This window comes from Kribbella voronezhensis (assembly GCF_004365175.1).
GTDB classification, from domain to species: Bacteria; Actinomycetota; Actinomycetes; order Propionibacteriales; family Kribbellaceae; genus Kribbella; species Kribbella voronezhensis.
In genome coordinates this window covers 4394149-4415769 of record NZ_SOCE01000001.1, presented here as the reverse complement: position 1 = coordinate 4415769, position 21621 = coordinate 4394149, and the positions used below count along the sequence as shown (strand labels likewise).

Genomic DNA, 21621 nt, shown 5'->3' with positions numbered 1-21621 from the left:
CGACATGTCAGACTCGCCGCTCCCCCACGCATCAGCCCTGCACGAGCCCGTCCTGCACTGGTACGCAGGCAACGCCCGCTCGCTGCCCTGGCGAGAGCCGGACGCGGGCGCGTGGGCCGTGATGGTCAGCGAGTTCATGCTGCAACAGACACCGGTCGCCCGGGTGCTCCCGGCGTACCGGGTGTGGATGGAGCGCTGGCCGAAGCCGGCGGATCTGGCCGCAGAGCCGCCAGGAGAGGCTGTGCGGGCCTGGGACCGTCTGGGGTACCCGAGACGCGCTCTACGGCTGCACGCGGCTGCCAAGGCGATTGTGGACCAGCACGGCGGCGTAGTACCCGATGACCACGCTGCACTGCTCGCACTGCCTGGCGTAGGGACGTACACGGCCGCTGCGATCGCTTCGTTCGCGTATGGGCAGCGGCACGCGGTGGTGGACACGAACGTACGTCGTGTCTTCGCCCGGGCTTTGACGGGAAGCGCGCAGCCGAGCATCTCGCCCACTGCGGCTGACCAGCGACTTGCTGTCACTGCACTGCCGGAGGACGAGCGCACTGCGGCGCGCTGGGCAGTCGCCACGATGGAGCTGGGCGCGCTGGTGTGCACAGCCCGGTCACCACGGTGTGCCGAGTGTCCGATCCGGAGCCGCTGCGCGTGGGTCCTCGCCGGCAGTCCGCCGTACGACGGGCCGCCACGCAAAGGGCAGACCTACGAAGGCACCGACCGCCAGGTCCGCGGCCGCCTACTCGCCGTACTCCGTGCCGCCGCCGGGCCTGTACCGAAAGCCGACCTGGACGCCTGCTGGCCCGAACAGGCGCAGCGTGAACGTGCCCTCGACGGCCTGGTCGCAGACGGCTTGGTTGACCCGCTGCCGAGACAGCGTTACCAGCTACCTGGATGAGCGTGCTGGAAGCCGGCCTGGGGTTCGGGACCCCGGCCGGCTTCAGCGGGTGGTGATCAGTTCTTCTTGCTGCTGTTCGCCGTCGCCTCGTCGGCGTCGTCGGTGAGCAGGTCCAGCGGCATCGCCGGGCTGCCGGACAACGTGGCCAGCATCTGCCGGACGTTGGTCAGCTGCGCGTTGATGCTGTCGCGGCGCTGCGTCGCGGCCGCGAGCTCACGCTCGGACTCGGCGCGGATCCGCTCGGACTTGTCCTTCGCGGCGGCGACGATCTCCTGGGCCTGACGGTTGGCGTCGGCCAGCTGCTGCTGGGCCAGGCGCTCCGCCTCGGAGCGGGACCGGTCGGCCTCGCGCTGCACCTGGGCCGCACGGTCGGTGACCGCCGCCAGCTGCTGCTCGGCCAGCGCCGTCCGGGCGGCGAACTCCTGCTCGACCTTGCCGCGGCGCTCGGCCAGGGTGGTCTCGAAGGCGGCCGCGGCCTGAGCGGACTTGGCCCGCTCCTGCTCGTACAGAGCCTGCGCCTCGCTGCGACGGGCAGTCGCGTCGCGCTCGGCCTCGTCGCGCATGTCGTCGGCCTGGGTCCGGGCCTCCTCGAGGATGCGGGCAGCCTCGGCGTCGACCTCGCTCTTCCAGTCCAGGGAGTACTGCTCGGCCTCCTTGCGGACCTTCTTGGCGTGCGCCTCGGCGTCGGCGACGATCGCCTCGGCGTCGGTCCGGGCCCGGGTGACCAGGTCGCGGGCCTCGTCGTCGGCGAGCGACAGGATCTTGGCGACCCGCTCACCGAACTCGGTGAACGTCGGGGCGCGGTCCTTGCTCTCCTCCTGGGCGGAGATGACGGCCGATTCGGCGGCGTCCGTCCGGCTCTGCAGCTCCTGCACGTGCCGCTGCAGCTGCTCGGACTGCTGCTGCAGCGCGGTCAGCGAGGTGGTCAGCTCACGAACGTGCTGGTCCACCTGGGCAGGCTCGTAGCCACGCAGAACGGTGCGGAACGGGGTTGGGGCTTCACTGCTCATGTCTTCTGATGCTCACTTCGGTGGGTGGGTGGATCACACATTGTCACTGACAAGGATCTGACTGTCACGTCCTCATCCTGATTCCCCCGTGGAACCCTCGTTGACGGACATTCCACCACCTGGGCGGAACCCCGGTACAGCGAGTGCCTCGATCACACCCGAAAGCTGGGTGAGCTCCTTGGTGATCTCGTCGCGGCGCTGGTTCAGCGCCGCGACCCTCGCCTCGGCGTCGGCGAGAAGTTTACGGGCCTGCGCGCGCAGCTCGTCGGCGTGCTCGCGGGCCTGCGCCTCGAGCTGCTGGGCCTCGGCGCGGGACTTGCGGATGAGTTCGTGCGACTGCCGCTGAGCCGCGGCGAGATCGGTCGCCGCGCGCTCGCGCAGTACCTGGGTGCTGGCTTCGGCCTCGGCCTCGCGGCGGGTGGCCCGCTCGACGATCTCCTGGGCCTCGACGGCGGCGGCCGCCTTGAGCCGGTCGGCCTTGGCCTGCGCCTGTGAGGTCAGCCGCTCGGCCTGCTGCGTCGCCTCCGCCAGCATCGTCTCGGCCCGGGCGGTCAGCTCTGCGTTCTGCTTGGCGGCCGCGCGCTGGGCGTCCTCGAGCTCCTTGGCGACCGTGGCCTGGGTGTCGCGCAGCCGGCTCGTCGAGCGGCTGATCACCCGGCGCAGGTGGGCGCGCTTCTCCTTGGCCAGCTGGGCGACCTCGGCGGCGGCCTGCTCGCGGATGGTCTGGGCTTCCTGCTCGGCCGCGGCGACGAGCTCGTCGACGGTCTTCTTGCTCCACGCGGTCTGCTTCTCGGCCTCGGCCAGGGCGGCCTCGGCGGCCCGGTTCGCGTCCTCGACGATCCGCTGCGCCTCGCCGGACGCCGTACGCCGGTCGGCCTCGATGCTGTCCACGACCAGCTTCGCCTGGGCGCGGGCGTCGGCCATCAGGCGTTCGTTGGCGGCTTCGGCCTCGGCCTTCTGCTCGGCGATGTCCTCGAGGGCGGCGGTGCGGAGTTTGTCGATCTCGAGTGTGATGGCCGCGAGCTTGGCGCGCTCGGTCTCCTCCAGCTCGGCGGTCCGGCGTTCCAGCTCGGAGCGGTTCTCGCCGCGGAGGCGCTCGATCTCGGCGTGCGCCTCGGCGATCTCGGCCCGGGACCGCTCGCGGGCGGCCTCGGCCTCGCGCTCGACCTTGGTGCGCAGTTCGTTCGCCTCGGCCTCGGCGCGGGCGATCAGGTCGGTCTCGGTCTGGACCGCGGCCTGGGACACCAGTCGCGCCTGCTCGCCGGCGTCCGCGACCAGTTGCTGTGCTTCCCGGCTGGCCCGCTCGACGGTCTGCTGCGCAGCCTCCCGGGCAAGGCGCGCTTCTTCGAGCAGCTCGTCGGCATCTTCCTTCAGGCGGCCTGCCTCGGCCTCGGCCTGGGCGATCCGGCGCGCGGCAGCGGCCTGCGACTCCGCCCGCACTTCGTCCGCGGCTGCCTGGGCCTCGGCCCGCAACGTCTCGGCTGCAGCGTTCGCTTCCCGCGTGACCCGCTCCGCTTCGGCTTCCGCCGCGGCCCTGACCCGCTCGGCCTCGGCCTCGGAGTCCGCCTTCAGCTTCGCGGCGGCTGCCTCGGACTCCGTCCGCACCCGCTCGGCTTCGGCTTCGGCTTCGGTCCGCACCCGCTCGGCCTCGGCCTCGGAGTCGGCCTTCAGCTTGGCGGCGGCTGCCTCGGATTCGGTCCGGAGCTTCTCGGCGGTGCTTTCCGATTCGGCACGGAGGCGCTCGGCGCGTTCCGCGGCGTCCGCGCGCACCTGATCGGCCCGCGCCTCGGATTCACTCCGAAGCTGCTGCGCGGCCTGCTCGGACTCGTTGCGAAGCCGCTCGGCCTCTTGCTCGGACTCACTGCGAAGCCGCTCGGCGTACTGCTCCGATTCGCTGCGAAGCTGCTCGGCGCGCTGCTCCGACGTCGTCCGCAGCTGCTCGGCCCGTTGCTCGGATTCGTCGCGGAGCTGCTCGGCGGCGCGCTCGGCGTCCTTCAGCAGCCGCTCGGCGGCCACTGCCGCATCGGCTCGCAGCTTCTGCGCGGCCTGTTCGGCCTCCTCACGCACCCGCGCCGACTCGACCCGGATCCGTTCCGCCTGAGCCAGCGCGGTGTCGTTCTCGTACTCCGCCTGCTCGCGCAAGGTGTCGGCGATCCGCTGCGCCCGCTCCAGCACGCCGCCCGCTTGCCGCACGCCAAAGGAACCGGCGTCGGGGACCGGTTCCTGGGTCAACGGCAGACGCGGGGCGTCCATGCGACGAGATGATTCCATCTCCGACCCCCTCTCCAACAGTCCGGGTCCACTAGACGCAGTCATGCTCTTACAACGAGCCACATCGCGCGACGGGTAACTTCTTTTCATGCCGCTGCGCGATCTTCCCACCGAATCGACGGCAGCGGCGGCCCTGCTCCGGACCGAAGAACTCCGGCATCGAAGGACCTTACGACGTACGCCGTGGCAGAGTGCGGCACTCGCGTGTCTCGCTGTCGGGGCTGTTCTGTCCGTGCTGGTTCCGGGCCCGACAGGCACAGACTGTTATCTCTGGCGGGCAACCACCCAGCCGGTCGACGGTCGCGGCGCAGCGCTCGCACTGCCGATCGCCATGCTCGCCCTGGTACTCGCGGATCGCCTTGCTGCAGACCACTTCCGCTATCGGCAGCAGGTCCGCGGCTGGGGCGCGACCGGACTCGCTGTCATCACCGGGACGGCCTGGATCGGCCTGACCGGCCAAGGACGGACCGGCTGCTCCACCTCACCGGCTGTGATCGGCGTCGTCACCTGCGGCAGCCTCGCGACAGCGATCGCCGCCGTCTGGGCGATCCGTACGCAGGCATCCCGACCAGTACTTCCAGAGGTCGCCGAAGATTCTCCCGACGGACCGCTCAACCAGTCCGAATTGCGAGAAATCTTCGTCCGCCTGACCGCACAGCTCGATGTCCCGGCCCGTCGGCCGATCGCTCCGATCGTCGCCGGAGCTCTCGCCGCACTCCTGCTGCTCTCGACCGTGCTCCCCTGGCGCGAGCTGATCGACCCGGTGTCGATCGGCCCGGCAGGCGCCGAGGTGGGCCTCGCCCGTGCCCAACTCTGGGACCTGCCCTACGCATCCGCCTGGGCTCTAGTCGTCGCCGCTTGCGCCACCGCCACCCTCGCGGCAGCCACACTCACCCTCGTCCGTCCCAGAGCGCTTCTGCCCGTACTACAAACAGCTGCGGTCGCCACCGGCTGCCTCACCGTCACCGGAGTCCTCACAGCCCTCCTGCGCCTCCCAGCGAGACTCTCCGATGGAGTTGGCTACCGCCCGGGCGTGGGAGCCTGGCTGGGCCTTGGCATCGGCGTACTGCTCCTAGCCCTCGGACTGGCTCTCGCCGTACGTCGTCAGTCGCACGGGCGGGCCCTGCGCGTTGGGGCCCTCGTCGTGGCCGGGGTGGTCGCCACTGCGGCCGGCCTGGTCGCACCAGCCGCGGCAGCACCGCAGTACGAGCCGCGGGTGGTCGCAGGGATCCCGCACCCGCTACTGGATCTGCACGGTGGCCAACTCGTCGACCGGCTGGGGATGCGGGTCGCGATCGGCACCTCCGACCCACTCGACTCGATCGCAACCAGGCTGGACGGTACGCCGGGCGAGTGGTTGCTGGGCCGGACCGGCTCCGAGGGGTCGACCGTGTTCGAGTACCGCGACGGCTTCGCCTTGCCGAGGGTTTCGCTCAGCCATGGGGTCACACCGCCGGCTCTGCTCGGCGTCGCCGACGACAAGCTGGTCATGCTGGCCGGCGGCGCTGCTCAGAAGCGCTGGGCCTTACTGGCCGTTCCACTGAACCTCGTGGCGGCGGATGTCAGCCTCAGCCACACCAATCCGGACGGCACCCTCTACGTGACGCCCGGCGTCGACATCTACGCGACCGGCGTCGGCCCGGCCTTGACCCACCGGAACGCGGACCACTCGATCGTCGTCTGGGGAGCCACCTCCACCTGGCAGATCCCCGCGAACCAGTTGCGGGTCGGGATGGACCTCAAGCAGTTTCTGATCGCCCCTGGGGCGGGGGCAGCTGGTAACAGTGTCTCCAGCGGACCGGACGGCACCACGGCCTGGCGTAACAGCGAGACCGGGCTGGTTCTGCTCAGGCCGGGCGGGCAGCCGCAGCAGGTGACCGGGATTGCTCCGGCCGGCTGCCAACTGAGTTCCGACATGGCCAGTTCCTCGTTGACGGTCGACTCGTTCGCTGTCGATGTGCGGGGGGATCTGTGGCTCGGTGGCAGCTCGCCTACCGCGGTACTGACGCCCGACGGGTTGCTGCGCCGAGTGCCCGGCCCGGTGACGCAGGTAGACAGCATGGAAGCCAGGCCGGACGGGTCACTGCTGCTGGGCGTTTCGCCAGGTGGTGGCGATCAGGTCCTGGAGATCACCGACGCGGCCGCCGCTGCTTCGTCGTACCCGGTGCTGCCTGAGCCGGAGCCGCGCTGTGATCGCAGGAAGGCGGCGAGCGGCAGTACGCCGTACAAGGTGGCGTTGCTGTCGGGCGTGCCAGTTGCTGATCCGCCTGTCACAGCAGAGGGCGTGGTGGGCAAGGCGGCGTCGGGCACGAACACGGAACTGGCGCTGGACTCGCGAGGGCGGCTGGTGCGGCTGGCGGTGCCCAGCTCCGCGCACGCGTGGGCTCCTGATGGGCAGGGCGGTCTCTGGTGGACTGCGTCGGGAGCGTCCGGCGGCGAGGTGGCAGTGCATCTGGCGGGCGGCACGGCGACCGTTCTGCGGGATCTGGCAGCTCCCGACCAGCAGGGCGAAGTCGCTGCTGCGGCGGGCGATCGGCTGGTCAGGGCGATTGGTGGCGGGCTCTACGACTTCTACGGGCCGGGGCGGGAGGTGAGCCGGGTCAAGGTCGGTGGTTCGCTTCGGCAGCAGGGCTTGGTGCAGCTCTCGTCGGGTGACGTCGCGATGGTGATCGACGAGCAACTGCTGCTGGTCAACAGGTCCGGCAGGTCCACGAAGCTGTTCGGCGGCGAGGCGACCGGCTGGCCCGTCGCGTCGACCGTCCCACCGGACCAGTGGACCACCGACGGCAACTGGTTCACCGGACCGGACGGAAAGATCTGGGGGTACGACGGTCGTCAGTTGGTCCGGGTGGACGGACCAGGCAGAGTCACCGTCGTCGCCGGACCGACCCAAGGAGTCCCGCAGGCAGCCGACGACATCACGGTGATCGGGACCGCCCTGTACTTCGAACTGGGCAACGACGTCGTCAAGCTGGAGCCGGTGCTATGAGCGCTCCTGCCGGTGGTCCTCGACGCAAGCTGTCCAGGTTTGCGCCTTGGAGGCTCCCCTTAGGCGATCTCGCAGACGGTGCCCGTCGAGCACGACGACAGGCAGCATCGCCGGCCACCGAACCGTCCCCGGACCACGCTCTACCGCCGGGCCACCCTTTGCTGCCGGCCATCGAACCGCTCCCAGGCAACCCTCCACCGCCGGGCCACGCCTTGCCGCCGGCCACCGACCCGCCCCCAGCCAACCCTCCACCGCCAGGCGACGCCTTGCCGCCGACCATCGAACCGTTCCCGGGCAACCCTTCACCGCCGGGCCACCCCTTGCCGCCGGCCCACCCGTTGTCGGCGGCTCGCCCTTTGTCGCCGGTCCAGCCTCTGCCGCCGGTGCAGCCTCTGCCGCCGGACGAGGAGCTCAACCGGCAGCTCGACCTTGCTGAGCAGACTCTTGCGAGCAGAGAGCATCGCTGGTTCGCCAGAGTCACCGTTTTGACGGCGCTGGCGTCGGGGCTGACGTTGCTTCTGCCGTGGACCTTCAGCCGACGCTTGGGCGAGTCGGTCTGGCAACTCGGCTACGAGGTCCAGCCGTCGCTTCTCCTCGCCTGGCTGGCCGGTTTGATCGCCTCGGCCGTAGCACTCACCCTGCGCCCAGGAGCAGCCGCACAGGCCGCCACCGCAATCACCGGAGTCATCGCCCTCATCTACGTCGCCGGCAGCTGGCAGGCCGCCACCCTGGACGCCTTCTCCGACGTCTGGCCCGGCCCGGGCCCGGCAATCGCCATCACCACCGGCCTCTGCTGGACCCTGGCCACCTCAGCCCAACTCATCGCCGACCGACCCCACCCCACCACCCCCACCGACGACGCCCTCCAAACCACCATCACCCACCTCCGCCAAACCCGCTGACGCGCAGGCCTGCGAGCCATACCCACTGGTTGCTGCGCGCCAGGCTGAGGCGCGGCCCGGCGAGCCCGCACCCCCACACCCGCTGATCGCCGCGCACCACGCTGACGCGCAGGCCTGCGAGCCCGCCCCCATACTTACTGATCGCCGCGCACCACGCTGAGGCGCGGGCCGGGGAGCCCGCACCTCCACACCCGCTGATTGCCGCGCACCACGCTGAGGCGCTCCAAAACGGCGGAAGGCCCCGCGGACGAGGTGTCCGCGGGGCCTTCGCTTGTTTGCTCTTGCTGTCAGGTGTCCTGGAGGCCGGACGAGCCGCCGGCGATTTCGGTCAGCTCCAGGTCGGGGCTGGGCGCCTTCTGGGTGCCGGTGAAGGTGAAGTACTCCCGCAGGCCGTCCTCGTTCACGGTGCCCTCGGGGGCCACGTCGACGAGCACGATCTGGCCGGGGCGCAGTTCCCCGAACAGGATCTTCTCGGCCAGCACGTCCTCCACGTCACGCTGCAACGCGCGACGCAGTGGGCGAGCACCCAGGACCGGGTCGAAGCCACGGTCGGCGACCAAGGCCTTCGCCGCCGGGGTGAGCTCGATGCCCATGTCCTTGTCCTTGAGCCGCTCCTCCACCTGCCCGACCATCAGGTCGACGATCTTGACGATCTCCTCCATGCCGTGCTGGTGGAAGACCACGATCTCGTCGACGCGGTTCAGGAACTCCGGCCGGAAGTGCTGCTTGAGCTCCTCGGTGACCTTGGCCTTCATCTTCTCGTACGAGCCGCCGGTGTCGCTCGCCTGGGAGAACCCGAGGCTGACGGCCTTGGCGATGTCCCTGGTCCCGAGGTTCGTGGTCATGATGATGACGGTGTTCTTGAAGTCGACCACGCGCCCCTGGGCGTCGGTCAGGCGACCTTCGTCCAGGATCTGCAACAGCGAGTTGAAGATGTCCGGGTGGGCCTTCTCCACCTCGTCGAACAGCACCACGCTGAACGGCTTGCGACGGACCTTCTCGGTCAGCTGGCCACCCTCTTCGTAGCCGACGTACCCAGGAGGCGAGCCGAACAGCCGCGAGGCCGTGTGCTTCTCCGAGTACTCCGACATGTCGAGGCTGATCAGCGCGCTCTCGTCGCCGAACAGGAACTCGGTCAGCGCCTTCGACAGCTCGGTCTTACCGACACCGGACGGGCCGGCGAAGATGAACGAGCCGCTCGGCCGGCGCGGGTCCTTCAGACCCGCACGGGTCCGCCGGATCGACCGCGACAGCGCCTTCACGGCGTCGGTCTGGCCGATGTAGCGCTTGGCCAGCTCCTTCTCCATGTCCAGCAGCCGCGAGGACTCCTCCTCGGTCAGCTTGAAGACGGGGATGCCGGTCGCGGTGCTCAGCACCTCGGCGATCAGCTCCTCGTCGACCTCGGCGACGACGTCCATGTCGCCGGCCTTCCACTGCTTCTCCCGCTCGGCCTTCGCGTTGATCAGCTTCTTCTCGTCGTCGCGCAGAGAAGCCGCTCGCTCGAAGTCCTGGGCGTCGATCGCCGACTCCTTCTCCCGGCGGACGTTCGCGATCTTCTCGTCGAACTCCCGCAGGTCCGGCGGAGCCGTCATCCGGCGGATCCGCAACCGGGCGCCGGCCTCGTCGATCAGGTCGATCGCCTTGTCGGGCAGGAACCGGTCGGAGATGTAGCGGTCGGCCAGCTGCGCGGCGTTGACCAGGGCGGCATCGGTGATGGTCACCCGGTGGTGCGCCTCGTAGCGGTCGCGCAGGCCCTTGAGGATCTCGATCGTGTGCGCGATCGAGGGCTCGGCGACCTGGATCGGCTGGAACCGGCGCTCCAGTGCGGCGTCCTTCTCGACGTACTTGCGGTACTCGTCGAGGGTGGTGGCGCCGATGGTCTGCAGCTCACCGCGAGCCAGCATCGGCTTCAGGATGCTCGCCGCGTCGATCGCGCCCTCGGCCGCGCCGGCCCCGACGAGGGTGTGGATCTCGTCGATGAACAGCACGATGTCGCCGCGGGTGCGGATCTCCTTGAGCACCTTCTTGAGCCGCTCCTCGAAGTCACCGCGGTAGCGCGAACCGGCCACCAGGGCACCCAGGTCGAGGGAGTAGATCTGCTTGTCCTTGAGGGTCTCCGGCACGTCGCCGCGGACGATCTGCTGGGCCAGACCCTCCACGATCGCGGTCTTGCCGACACCGGGCTCACCGATCAGGACAGGGTTGTTCTTGGTCCGCCGGGACAGCACCTGCATGACCCGCTCGATCTCCATCTCGCGCCCGATCACCGGGTCGAGTTTCGATTCGCGGGCCGACTGGGTGTAGTTCCGGCCGAACTGGTCGAGCACCAAGGAGCTGCTGGGAGCACCCTCCGCAGGAGCTCCTGCGGACTGCGTCTCCTTGCCCTGGTATCCGCTCAGCAGCTGGATGACCTGCTGCCGGACCTTGTTCAGGTCCGCACCGAGCTTGACCAGGACCTGCGCGGCGACGCCCTCACCCTCGCGGATGAGGCCGAGCAGGATGTGCTCGGTGCCGATGTAGTTGTGGCCCAGTTGCAGGGCCTCACGCAGGGAGAGCTCCAGAACCTTCTTGGCGCGCGGGGTGAACGGGATGTGCCCACTCGGAGCCTGCTGTCCCTGGCCGATGATCTCCTCGACCTGCGAACGGACAGCCTCCAGCGAGATACCCAGGCTCTCGAGAGCCTTGGCGGCGACACCTTCACCCTCGTGAATCAGGCCGAGCAGGATGTGCTCGGTGCCGATGTAGTTGTGGCTCAGCATCCTGGCTTCTTCTTGGGCCAGGACGACGACCCGACGGGCTCGGTCCGTAAATCGTTCAAACATCGCCAAAGCACTCCTTGCCTCAGAGGAGTCGGACGTGCCGTGTGTCCAACCCCCGTACATGCATGCTAGTCCCCGGCACCGACAGGCTCGCTCTCAGCGAACACGCCACCACCTCCGGTACGGCCGTGGAGTGGGGATCACAAGGGAACAACCTCCGGGACCGCCGTGGTGTTCCCGGCGCGCCCGGTGTTCGCCACCAGCGAATTCGTCACCTTCGTTGTCCGGTCAGGCACCGATTCCGTACCCGGTCCCGAACTGTGTCCACACTGTGAAACGGCCGGAATGCGGACGGTCCCGATGCCAATCGCTGGCACCGGGACCGGTAGCCCGTGGTACGGGGACGTGAGTGAGGGGAATTACTTCGCGTCGTTGTACGCCGCCCGCACTTCGGCCGAGATCCGGCCGCGCTCGCTCACCTCGTAGCCATTTTCCTTGGCCCAGGCGCGGATATCTGCGGAGTCGGTCGCGGACCGGCCCCGTCCCCGCGTGCGCCCGGCGCTGCCCCGGCGGCCGGCCACCCGGCGACCGGCGCCGACGTATCCGGCGAGGGCGTCGCGCAACTTGGCGGCGTTCTTCTTCGACAGGTCGATCTCGTACGTCGAGCCGTCCAGACCGAATGTCACGGTCTCGTCGGCCTTACCGCCGTCGAGATCGTCCTCGAGAACCACCTGAACCCTTTGCGCCATCGCTGACAGTCCTTTCCGCGCCCGTCAACGGGCACAATCCCCCTGCCGATTACTTGCACCCTGATTTGTACCGCACAAACCGGTTCGCTGTCATTCAACAGGCGGAATGGGAGGTAAAGATGTGACTAAACCCTCCAAACCGATCGACGCAGCGCATCCGTCGTGACGATGGGTATTCACGCCACTTCGCCTACGGTCTGCGAAGAAATCGGACCCGGGGAATGGATTTGGCCGATGGTTGTGCTATGCAACAGTTCCCCGGGGCCGAAACTTCTCACTCCGGCCGGAGCAGCGGGAACAGAATCGTCTCCCGGATACCGGCGCCGGTGAACAACATCACCAACCGGTCCAGACCCATTCCCAGTCCGCCGGCCGGCGGCATGCCGAACTCCATCGCGCGAAGGAAATCCTCGTCCAGGTCCATCGCCTCGGGATCGCCGGCCGCGGCCAGCAACGACTGTGCCACCAGGCGTTCCCGCTGGATCACCGGGTCGTTCAATTCCGAGTACGCCGGGGCCAGCTCGACCCCGTTGATGATCAGGTCGAATGCCTCGACCAGGCCCTCGACCCGGCGATGCGGCTTGGCCAACGGCCGGACCGCGGCCGGATAGTCGGTCACGAAGGTCGGCTGGATCAAGGTGTGCTCGACCAGCTTCTCGTACAGTTCCAGCGCGATCTCGCCGGCATTCCAGCCCGGTTGCAACTCGACCTGGTGCTGCTCGGCCAGCTTCTTCAGCACGGCCGCGTCGGTGCTCACGTCGACGGCTTCACCGACCGCGTCCGAGATCAGCTCGAATACCGTCGCCTCGCGCCACGGCGCGGTCAGGTCGATCTCCGAACCGTCACGTGCGGTCACCACCGTGCGACCGAGCGCTTCACCGGCATTCAGGATCAGATCGCGCAGCAATGTCTTCATGGTGTTGTAGTCGCCGTAGGCCTGATATGCCTCGATCATCGAGAATTCCGCGGCATGGGTGGAGTCCAGGCCTTCGTTGCGGAACGTCCGGCCGATCTCGTAGACCCGGTCGACGCCGCCGATCATGGCCCGCTTGAGATCGAGCTCGAGCGCGATCCGGAGCAGCATGTCCTGGTCGAAAGCGTTCAGGTGGGTCCGGAACGGCCGGGCCGCCGCCCCGCCGTTGGTCAGCTGCAGGACCGGCGTCTCCACCTCGACGAAGCCCTGCGCGTCGAAGGTGGACCGCAGCGACTTCAGCACGGTCGCCTTGGTCCGGACCATGTCGCGGGCCTCCGGGCGGACGATCAGGTCGACGTATCGCAGCCGGACGCGTGACTCCTCGCTCAGCGGGGTGTGCTCGTTCGGCAGCGGCCGGAGCGTCTTGGCCGCCATCTGCCAGGCCGTCGCCTGCACGGACAGCTCGCCGCGGCGGCTGGTGATGACCTCGCCCTGGACGGCCAGCAGGTCGCCGATGTCGACCAGCGCCTTGAACCGGGCGAGCTCCTCCTCGCCGAGGTCGGCCAGCGACAGCATCACCTGCAGCTCGGTGCCGTCGCCCTCGCGGAGCCGGACGAAGCAGAGCTTGCCGGTGTTGCGCAGGAAGATCACCCGGCCGGCCACCGCGACCTGCTCGCCGGTCCTGGTGTCGGGCGCCAGCTCCTGGGCGTCGTACCGCTCGCGGAGCTCCTTCAGCAGGTGCGTCCGCTCGACCGAGATCGGGTAGGGCTGCACCCCCTCGGCCAGCAGCCGGTCACGCTTCTCCCGGCGGACCCGCATCTGCTCGGGCAGGTCGTCCTGCCCGCTGTTGGGGTTCACCGGGGTCTCGCGTGCGTCAGTCATGCCCAAAGGCTAGTGACTGAGCGCCTCCGCAGCCGAATCCTTTGTCCACAGCCTGCTCCGCAGTACCAGTACTGCGGCCGCCACGGCAGCGACCGCTGCCAACGCACCGGCCGTCACGAAAGTCGGCCGCGTTCCCAGCACAGCTCCCGCGGCGCCGCCGAGGAGGAGCGCCAGCAGACTGCAAGCACGAGCGGTCCCGCTGAGGGCGGCGATGACCCGGCCGCGGCGCTCTTCCGCGGTCCTGGTCACGAGGAGCGTGCTGACGGCAGCGTTGAGCGTTCCGCTGGCGAGGCCGATGGCGACCGCTCCGATCAACAGCACGACGACGTTTCCGGCCAGTCCCATCAGGACGCAGGAGATCCCGATGCCGGCCATCCCCAGCAGGACGGCGCGCGAGCGGTCCAGGTGGCCCTTCAACCGACCGGTGAGCCAGGCACCCGCGATCGCTCCGGCCCCCTGAGCGGCCAGCACCACGCCGTACCCGGTCGGGCCGAGGCCGAGGTCGTCGGTGATCAGGAACACCTCGACGATGTTGACCGCCTCGCCGACCAGGATGAAGACCCACAGCGACGGCACCAGGATCCGCAGCAGGTCGTCCGCGAAGATGCTCCGCAGTCCGGCGGTCATCGAGCCACGCTCGCGCACGACGCCCGGCTCCGGACGTCGCCGGGTCCGGACCAGCCCGGCGATCAGTGCGAGTCCGGTGAAGGTCGAGGCGTTCACCAGCAACGCACCCCTGGGAGACCAGCCCACCAGTACGCCGCCCAGCCCCGAGCCGGCCAGCGTCGCGACACCGATCAGAGCCTGGCTCGCGCCGGTCGAGCGGCCGACCAGTTCCTCGCCCACGATCCGCGGGATCAAGGCTCCCCAGGCCGGTCCCTCCACCGCCTGGCCGAGTTGCAGAACGCAGACCAGCGCCAAGGTCGCCACCAGGCCGTTGCAGAAGGCGAGGCCGACGGCGACGGCTGCCTGGAGGAGCGACGCCCACACCAGCACTGTGCGGGAGTCGTAGCCGTCCACGATCCGGCCCGCGAACGGGATCATCGCGACCGTCGGTACGGCGAAGGCCAGCAGCAGCGCGGTGATCGCGGCAGGGCCGCCGTGGTCGGAGATCCGCAGCATCAGGGCGACCAGAGCGATCGAGTCACCGGCGTACGAGACCGCGCGGGCGGGCAGGACGAGCCGGATGTCGCGGTACGACCAGATCGAGACGTGAAGTGGTTGCTTCATAGTTATGAAGTTAATGCTTCATATTTTGATCCGTCAAGTGACCCGCTACGCTGTCGCCGTGGCCCGGAAGAACAAGCGCGCGGTGAAGAAGCGCGTGGTACTGACCGACCCGCGGGCGATCCGCGCCCTGGCGCACCCGGCCCGGCAGCGGATCATCGACGAGCTGTACGGCGGCAAGGTGCTCACCGCGACCGAGTGCGCCGAGCTCGCCGGCCTGACCCCGTCGGCGACCAGCTACCACCTGCGGGCCCTGTCGCGCTGGGGCATCATCGAGCGCGCCGACACCTCCGCCGACGGCCGCGAGCGGCCCTGGCGGGCGCCGGCGCAGAGCCTGGTGATCTCGTCGCAGTCCGCCGGTTCGGGCCGGCTGGCCAGCCAGGCGATGATGCGGACGAACGTGAACCGGCTGATCGAGCAGTTCGAGGAGCTGTCCGGCGACGACCCGTGGGACGAGCTGAGCATGATGTCCCGCAGCCGCCTGTGGCTCACCAAGGCCGAGGCCGAGAAGCTCGGCAACGAGCTGACCGAGGTGATCGACCGCTACCGCCGGACTCGCACGGCGACCAGCCATCCGGCCGGTACCCGCCAGGTGAGCACCCTGCTGGCCGTCGTACCGGTCGGGAAGCCGCCGGAAGAAACCTGACCGTTAGGACACAATCGCCCGCGCGGGCGTACCGTCGAGACAAGAGGTACTCCGCCGTGTAGGTGATCGCATGCAGTCCTGGCTCCTGTGGTTGACGATTGCCGCCGTCCTCGGCATCACCGAGTTGATGACGGCCACTCTCGACCTGCTGCTGCTCGCTCTCGCGGCCCTGGCCGCTGCCGGGGTGGCCGCGATCGGACTGGGCACCGGCCTGCAGTTGCTGGCGTTCGCCGTCGCGGCCGGCGCGATGATCACCCTGGTACGGCCGGTCGCGCGCCGACACCTCACCTCGCATCCCCAGTTACGCACCGGGGTGGCCGCGCTGATCGGCCGGGAGGCCGTCGTACTGAGTGCCGTCGGCCGTGAGCCGGGGCGGGTCCGGATCGGCGGCGAGGAGTGGTCCGCCCGGTCGTACGACCCCGATCTGCTGATCCCGGCCGGGACCACCGTCGACGTCTTCGCAATCGAGGGCGCGACCGCCCTTGTCCATCCCCGGGAGGATCCATGGCCGAACTGATCGTCGGACTGGTCGTCGCTCTGCTGGCCGTCGTGCTCGTACTGCGAACGGTGCGGATCGTGCCGCAGGCCAGAGCCAGCAACGTGGAGCGCCTGGGCCGGTACCTGCGCACCCTCGAGCCGGGCCTGAACGTCGTCATCCCGTTCATCGACCGGCCCCGGGCCCTGATCGACCTGCGCGAGCAGGTGGTCTCGTTCGAGCCGCGCTCGGTGATCACCGAGGACAACCTGGTGGTGGACATCGACACGGTGCTGTACTTCCAGGTCACGGATCCGCGCGCCGCGGCGTACGAGATCTTCAACTACATCCAGGCGATCGAGCAGCTCACCGTGACCACGCTGCGGAACGTGATCGGCAGCATGGACCTGGAGAAGACGCTGACCTCGCGGGAGCACATCAACTCGACGCTGCGCGGTGTCCTGGACGAGGCGTCCGGCAAGTGGGGCATCCGGGTCAACCGGGTCGAGTTGAAGGCGATCGATCCGCCGGCGTCGATCAAGGAGTCGATGGAGAAGCAGATGCGGGCGGACCGGGAGAAGCGGGCCACGATCCTCACCGCCGAGGGGCAGCGGCAGGCGCGGATCCTGACCGCGGAAGGTGACCGGCAGGCCGCGATCCTGCGCGCCGAGGGGCAGGCGAAGGCGATCGACACGGTCTTCGACGCGATCCATCGCAACGATCCGGACCCGAAACTGCTGGCCTACCAGTACCTGCAGATGCTGCCCGAACTGGCGAAGGGACCCGGCAACACCTTCTGGGTGATTCCGTCCGAGGTCACCTCGGCGCTACAGAACGTGACGAAGGCTTTCAACGGGACCACCCCGGAAATTCCCCCGGATTAACGCAAGTGTGAAGTAACTGGTTGCCTCCGGATGCCAGGATGTAGGCATGGGGGCAACTATGCACGCGCTGGCCATCGCGATCCCGACCGGTGGGATCGCGATCGTCGCGTATCTGGTGGTCGGACTCGTCATCGGCGTCGAGAGCATGGGAGTGCCGCTGCCGGGTGAGACCACGCTGGTCGCGGCCGCCCTGCTGGCGTCCCAGGGCAACCTGAACATCTACTTCGTGATCGGCGCGGCTGCGACCGGTGCGATCATCGGCGACTCGATCGGCTACTTCATCGGGCGCAAGGCGGGCCGGAGCCTGTTCGAGCGGCTCGGCCGGCGGTTCCACCACTTCTCCGAGGACCGGATCGCGAAGGCGGAGAAGTACTTCCACCGCTACGGCGTCTGGACCGTGTTCTTCGGCCGGTTCGTGGCGCTGCTGCGGATCTTCGCCGGCCCGATGGCCGGCATGCTGCGGATGTCCTACCCGCGCTTCCTCGCGGCCAACGCGGCCGGCGGGATCGCCTGGTCGACCACGATCGGCGTGGTGGCGTACAAGGTCGGCGACAACGCGGACAAGATCTTCGGCCAGGTGTCGGTCTGGGCGCTGGTCGCGATCGGCGTGGTGGCCGTGGCGGCGTACGTCGTCCTCAAGCTCCGGCGGCGCCGGGTCGAGGCGCCCAGCGGGCCGATGCTCGTCGACGCCGTACCGGTTCCTGCCCAGGTGCAGCCGGGCGAGGCGGAGACCTCAGCGGACGCGTAGCACCATGCTGCCGGTGGCGGTTCCGTAGACCGGCGTCCCCAGGTACTGCGTGCTCGGCACCAGGAACCGATAAGCGAAGATGCCCGGCCGGGTGGCCCTGAACGCGAGAGCGGCCCGGCCGTTCTTGATCGGGGTCTGCTTGATGCTGACCCACACCTTGCCGTTCCAGAACTGGAAGATGGCCTGCTGGTTCATGTTCGGGCGGACGGCCAGGACGGCGGTGACGACGTCGTTGCGGTTATGGACGTTGCCGCCGTAGTACAACGCGCTGGCGATCTGGATCTTGCTCCGCGACAGGGACGCCTTGCTGCTCGAGGCCGTCGACAGATACCCGACCCGGCTCGTCAGCGGCACGTAGGCCCGGTAGTTCCGCGTTCCGGGGGCGTTCACCCGGACCTCGAAGTACCCGCCCAGTTGCGTCACGGCACGGCCGACCTGGACCCACGGGCCGCCCGCCCTGTTCTGGCCCAGCATCACCACCGGCAGACCGGCGGAGGTGGTCTGCCGGGCAGCGCAGCGAGTTTCGGCGCAGCTGATCTCCTGCTGGACCGTCCGGCCGCGAAGCGGCATGGAGAGGCCGAACGTCCACAGGGTCGGCACCGCGATCGACGTGGAACTCGTCCGGCCCAGAATCTCGCCGCCGGTCAGCGAGGTCCATTCGTTCGTCGCGCGGAGCTGGAAGTAGTACGGGGGCCGCAGGTTCTTCACCACCTGCCGGGTTGTGGTCGTCCCTGGACCGACCACGCGGAACGGCTGCCCCGCCGTACCGACGACCGGGACATAGAGCTGGCTACCGTGCGGGACGTCGAGTGGGTCGCCCGGGGAGAAGTCCTGCTCCGGCGGGGGGACCTTCCAGGTGACCACCACGTCGTTGCCGGTCGGCGTGGCCACCGCGTCGGTCGGGCGCAGCGGGCCGTCGGTGTCGAACATCGGCGACAGCGCCGCCTTGCTGGTCACCCCGCCGATCGACGTACCGATCTCGACCGCGACCTTGTAGTTGCCGTCCGGCGGGAAGGCCGAGGCCGGGATCGCCCAGGTGTTCGGCTCGGTCGCCGCCAGGTATTTCACGTACGACGGGCTGCTGCTCACCACGCCCTGGATGGTGATCCGGTTCGGCGCGTCCGAGTCCTTCCAGCTGACCTGAACCGCCTGATGGGTGTTGTCCGCCCAGCCGATCGTCACCCCGGTCGGCAAGGGGTCGGACGAGCAGGCGGTCAACGTCGACGCGCCGAGGAGAAGTGCGAACGCGACAGCCAACACCCTGCGCATCACGTCTCACCTACCCTTACAGCTGGACCGCGTAGACCATACATAGTGCTGACAAGCCGCTGTCAGCCAGTAGGGTCGAATCGTGATACTCGGGCCGTCCGCCTGCCGAAGCCGTCTGGCCGCGGCGGACCGCGCGTTCCTCGCCACCACCGGCGAGGACCTGCGCCCGCACATCGTCCCGATCACCTTCGCGCTGGCCGGCGACGTCCTGATCTTCGCCGTCGATCACAAGCCGAAGTCCACCCGCTCGCTGCGCCGCCTGGCGAACGTCACCTTCAACCCGCAGGTAGCAGTTCTCTGCGACCACTACACCCGGGACTGGACCCACCTGTGGTGGGTTCGAGCCGACGGCCACGCAACCATCAGCGACACGGGCCCTCTGGACGCGCTGGCTGCCAAGTACCCGCAGTACGCCGAATCACCCCCAGCCGGCCCCTTCGTCACAGTCACCATCGACAACTGGACCGGCTGGTCCTACAGCTAGGGAAGAACCTTCACTGTGAAGTTCGGGCTGTACGCCGCTGCGACGGGCAGGCCGTTGTAGGTCTGCGCAGGCACGTAGAACCGGTAGGTGAAGGTGCCGGCGGTCGCTGCGCTCAGGTGGCCCGTTCCGCGTCCGGATGTGAACGGCACGTTGGCGACGGCAACCCAGGTTGTGCCGTTCCAGCGCTGCAGGGAAGCGGTGCCGCTGGAAGCAGGGTTCACGGTCAGGACGGCGTTCACCGGCGTGCTGCTGCGGTAGACCGTCGACGCGCCGAGCAACACCGTCGCCTTCAGTTGGGTCGTGGTCTTCACGATCCCGCTGTAGCCGCCGAACCAGCCGGTCTTGGCGATCGGGTCCTGGGAGTTGCTGACCGCGATCCTGTAGTCGCGGGTGCCCCGGCTCGGCACGGTGAACTGGTAGGTGTGACCAGTGAAGGCGTACCCGCCGACGCCGTACCACGCGCTCGTCGCCGAGTTCCGCGCCTGCAGTGTGATCGTCGCGGAGTCGGGGCCCGTGTAGGTCCCCTTGATCACCGTGTCCGTACCGGCGATCACCCAGGTCGGGATCGACGTGGTGAAGCCGATCGGCTGGGCGTTGACCGGGTCGCTCGAGATGTAGGTCCACTCGTTCACTGCCCGCACGGTGAGCGAGTACGGCGGCTTGGGGCCGGTCACGGTCGCCGTGGTGTTCGTCGTCGGCTGCCCGACCAGCACCGGCGCCGCAGTCCCGACCCGGTACGCCGGCTGGTAGGTCACCGGCAGGTTCACATCCAGCGGGTCGCCCGGAGTCGTGTCGTTGTGAACCGGCGTGCCCGCCTTCCAGGTCACCTGCAGCGTGCTGCTTCCGGACGGCTGATTGGACTCGATGATCGGCTGACCGGCATCGATCGTGTCGAACGGCACCGACAGCGCGACCGGACTGGTCTCCCCCGCCGCGTCGCCGACCGACACTCCGACTTGACGCCCGCCTGCCAGATCGCATCCTTCGGCAGGTCGATCGCATTCGGCGCATCCGCGGCCACGTACTTCAGCGCACTGTGCCCGGTCGAGTCCGGCTTCCGCACGAACACCTGATTCGGCCGCGCCGAATCCTCGTCCCAGGTCACATGCACGAACTGAAAGCTGTCGTCCTTCCAGCCGATCCGCACATTCGTCGGCGCCGGGTCAGTCGGCTCCGCGGCAACAGCCGGAACGACAAGCCCGGCCGGCAACAACCCAGCGAGCACAGCAACGACAGGCAGCTTTTTCACAAGGGTTCCTAAGGGAGGACGGTGATGACGAAGTTGGGGCTGTACGCGGCGGCGACGAGGTTGCCGCCGTACAGGTTGTTGGGGACGTAGTAGCGGTAGGTGGTGCTGCCCAGACTGGCTTTGCTGATGGCGTTCACGCCCCAGCCGAAGCGGACGTTGACGTTCGCCACGAACACCCAGGCCTTGCCGTTCCAGCGCTGCATGGCTGCGTAGCCTTCGACCGCGGGGTTCACATAGACGTGCATCTGCGGTGCTTCCCCGTAAGAGCGGTGGTACGTCCGGGAACCGTCAGTGGTGACCTTCTGCTGGACCGTGGTGGTCTTGGCAGCGCTGTAGCCGCCGAACCAGGCCGCGGAAGCGTCGCTGTCGGCCCGGTTCGCGATCGCGACGCGGTACTGCCGTGTCCCTTGGCTGGGAACGGCGAATCGGTACTTGTTGCCGGTGAAATCGGTGCTGACGACGGCGTACCACGCGCTCGTGGCCGAGTTCCGCGCTTGCACCGTCACCTTGGCGGCCGACGGACCGTTGTAAGTGCCGCTGATCACGGTGCTGGTGCCCGCGATCGCCCAACTCGGAATCGACACAGTGAAGGCAGTGGTCTGAACGCGGCCCCGCTTACTGTCCGCAGGTCGCGCCCACTCGTTCTCCGACCATACGTAGAAGTCATAGGGCGGCTTGGGGCCGGCGAAGGTGACGGTTTCCGCAGTGATCGGTTTGCCGATCGCAACCGGCGCCGCGGTACCGACCTGGTACACCGGGTTGTAGTACGCCGTATCGTCGCGGTCCAGCGGATCTCCGGGATTGGGATCCCTGACCGGCCAGCCGTACCAGGTGGCCGTCACGGTGTTCGTTCCGGTCGGCCAAACCGCTCCCATCCTGGGTGTTCCGGGGTAGCGGATGTCGAAACCGGGCGAGGCCGCGACCGGGCTGGTCTCGCCGGCCTCGGTGCCGGCTGCCACGCCGATCTCGAGCACCTCTGTCATCGTCGAGCCCTGGCGTACTGCGGACTTCGGTACGTCGAAGGCGTTCGGGGCATCGGCCGGGACGTGCCAGGTGGATCGTTCGGTCGGGTCGCCGACCTTGCGGACCACGATCCTGTTCGGCCGGGCGGCGTCCTCGGTCCAGGTGACGTGGATGAACTGGAAGGTGTCGTCCTTCCAGGCGATCTTGACGTCGGTGGGCGCGGGGTCGGCGGCCGTCGCGGTGGGAGCGGTCAGGCCGATCGTCACCAGGGCGGCTGCGAGTACTGCGGCGATGTGCTTCACG

Annotated in this window: 17 protein-coding genes; 8 read left to right on the top strand and 9 right to left on the bottom strand. The window is 68.8% G+C overall.

The features are described from left to right. The first annotated feature begins 4 nt into the window (after positions 1–4). A complete protein-coding gene (locus EV138_RS20505; protein WP_133980474.1) occupies positions 5–898 on the top strand; it encodes an iron-sulfur binding domain-containing protein in 894 nt (297 codons plus the stop codon). 56 nt (positions 899–954) lie between these two features. Here EV138_RS20505 and EV138_RS20500 read toward each other — a convergent pair whose 3' ends face one another. Beyond that, positions 955–1908, bottom strand: coding sequence for a DivIVA domain-containing protein (locus EV138_RS20500; RefSeq protein WP_112248297.1), 954 nt, complete (start codon positions 1906–1908; stop codon positions 955–957). A gap of 72 nt (positions 1909–1980) precedes the next feature. Then, a complete protein-coding gene (locus EV138_RS20495) occupies positions 1981–4161 on the bottom strand; it encodes a kinetoplast-associated-like protein (RefSeq protein WP_238158253.1) in 2181 nt (726 codons plus the stop codon). Between the two features lie 106 nt (positions 4162–4267). On the opposite strand from EV138_RS20495, the gene EV138_RS20490 reads away from it, so the two are divergent. Further along, positions 4268–7168: a hypothetical protein gene (locus tag EV138_RS20490; RefSeq protein WP_133980472.1), complete on the top strand. Its 2901-nt coding sequence runs from the start codon at positions 4268–4270 to the stop codon at positions 7166–7168. 383 nt (positions 7169–7551) lie between these two features. Then, positions 7552–8070: a hypothetical protein gene (locus EV138_RS20485; protein WP_133980471.1), complete on the top strand. Its 519-nt coding sequence runs from the start codon at positions 7552–7554 to the stop codon at positions 8068–8070. 287 nt (positions 8071–8357) lie between these two features. Here the strand turns inward: EV138_RS20485 and EV138_RS20480 are convergent, their stop codons facing one another. The 4 genes from EV138_RS20480 to EV138_RS20465 all read right to left on the bottom strand — a co-directional run bounded on the left by EV138_RS20480 (position 8358) and on the right by EV138_RS20465 (position 14603). Next, a complete protein-coding gene (locus EV138_RS20480; RefSeq protein ID WP_133980470.1) occupies positions 8358–10892 on the bottom strand; it encodes an ATP-dependent Clp protease ATP-binding subunit in 2535 nt (844 codons plus the stop codon). A 356-nt stretch (positions 10893–11248) separates the two neighbouring features. After that, positions 11249–11578 carry a histone-like nucleoid-structuring protein Lsr2 gene (locus EV138_RS20475; protein ID WP_112248302.1) on the bottom strand — a complete coding sequence of 110 codons (330 nt, stop codon included), beginning with the start codon at positions 11576–11578 and terminating at the stop codon, positions 11249–11251. 274 nt (positions 11579–11852) lie between these two features. Continuing rightward, positions 11853–13373 (bottom strand): lysine--tRNA ligase, encoded by a 1521-nt coding sequence (gene lysS, locus EV138_RS20470; protein WP_133980469.1) that lies wholly within the window; start codon positions 13371–13373, stop codon positions 11853–11855. Positions 13374–13382: 9 nt separating this feature from the next. After that, on the bottom strand, positions 13383–14603 hold the full coding sequence (locus tag EV138_RS20465) for an MFS transporter (RefSeq protein ID WP_133980468.1): 1221 nt from the start codon (positions 14601–14603) through the stop codon (positions 13383–13385). Between the two features lie 37 nt (positions 14604–14640). On the opposite strand from EV138_RS20465, the gene EV138_RS20460 reads away from it, so the two are divergent. The 4 genes from EV138_RS20460 to EV138_RS20445 all read left to right on the top strand — a co-directional run bounded on the left by EV138_RS20460 (position 14641) and on the right by EV138_RS20445 (position 17353). Next, entirely contained in the window at positions 14641–15246 is a 606-nt protein-coding gene (locus EV138_RS20460) for an ArsR/SmtB family transcription factor (protein WP_202866775.1), read from the top strand. Between the two features lie 70 nt (positions 15247–15316). Continuing rightward, positions 15317–15763 carry an NfeD family protein gene (locus EV138_RS20455; RefSeq protein WP_133980466.1) on the top strand — a complete coding sequence of 149 codons (447 nt, stop codon included), beginning with the start codon at positions 15317–15319 and terminating at the stop codon, positions 15761–15763. Then, on the top strand, positions 15751–16605 hold the full coding sequence (locus tag EV138_RS20450; RefSeq protein ID WP_133980465.1) for an SPFH domain-containing protein: 855 nt from the start codon (positions 15751–15753) through the stop codon (positions 16603–16605). Before EV138_RS20455 ends, EV138_RS20450 begins: the two co-directional genes overlap by 13 nt. Positions 16606–16651: 46 nt before the next feature. Then, on the top strand, positions 16652–17353 hold the full coding sequence (locus EV138_RS20445; RefSeq protein WP_133980464.1) for a DedA family protein: 702 nt from the start codon (positions 16652–16654) through the stop codon (positions 17351–17353). Here EV138_RS20445 and EV138_RS20440 read toward each other — a convergent pair. Next, positions 17339–18622 carry a fibronectin type III domain-containing protein gene (locus EV138_RS20440; protein ID WP_133980463.1) on the bottom strand — a complete coding sequence of 428 codons (1284 nt, stop codon included), beginning with the start codon at positions 18620–18622 and terminating at the stop codon, positions 17339–17341. The two genes, EV138_RS20445 and EV138_RS20440, sit on opposite strands and share 15 nt — an antisense overlap. 82 nt (positions 18623–18704) lie before the next feature. On the opposite strand from EV138_RS20440, the gene EV138_RS20435 reads away from it, so the two are divergent. Then, complete coding sequence (locus EV138_RS20435; RefSeq protein ID WP_133980462.1) at positions 18705–19106, top strand: TIGR03668 family PPOX class F420-dependent oxidoreductase; 402 nt, start codon at positions 18705–18707, stop codon at positions 19104–19106. Here the strand turns inward: EV138_RS20435 and EV138_RS20430 are convergent. Further along, a complete protein-coding gene (locus EV138_RS20430; RefSeq protein ID WP_133980461.1) occupies positions 19103–20056 on the bottom strand; it encodes a hypothetical protein in 954 nt (317 codons plus the stop codon). The genes EV138_RS20435 and EV138_RS20430 overlap by 4 nt on opposite strands. Before the next feature lie 307 nt (positions 20057–20363). Beyond that, complete coding sequence (locus EV138_RS20425) at positions 20364–21620, bottom strand: hypothetical protein (protein WP_133980460.1); 1257 nt, start codon at positions 21618–21620, stop codon at positions 20364–20366. Between the last annotated feature and the right edge of the window lies 1 nt (position 21621).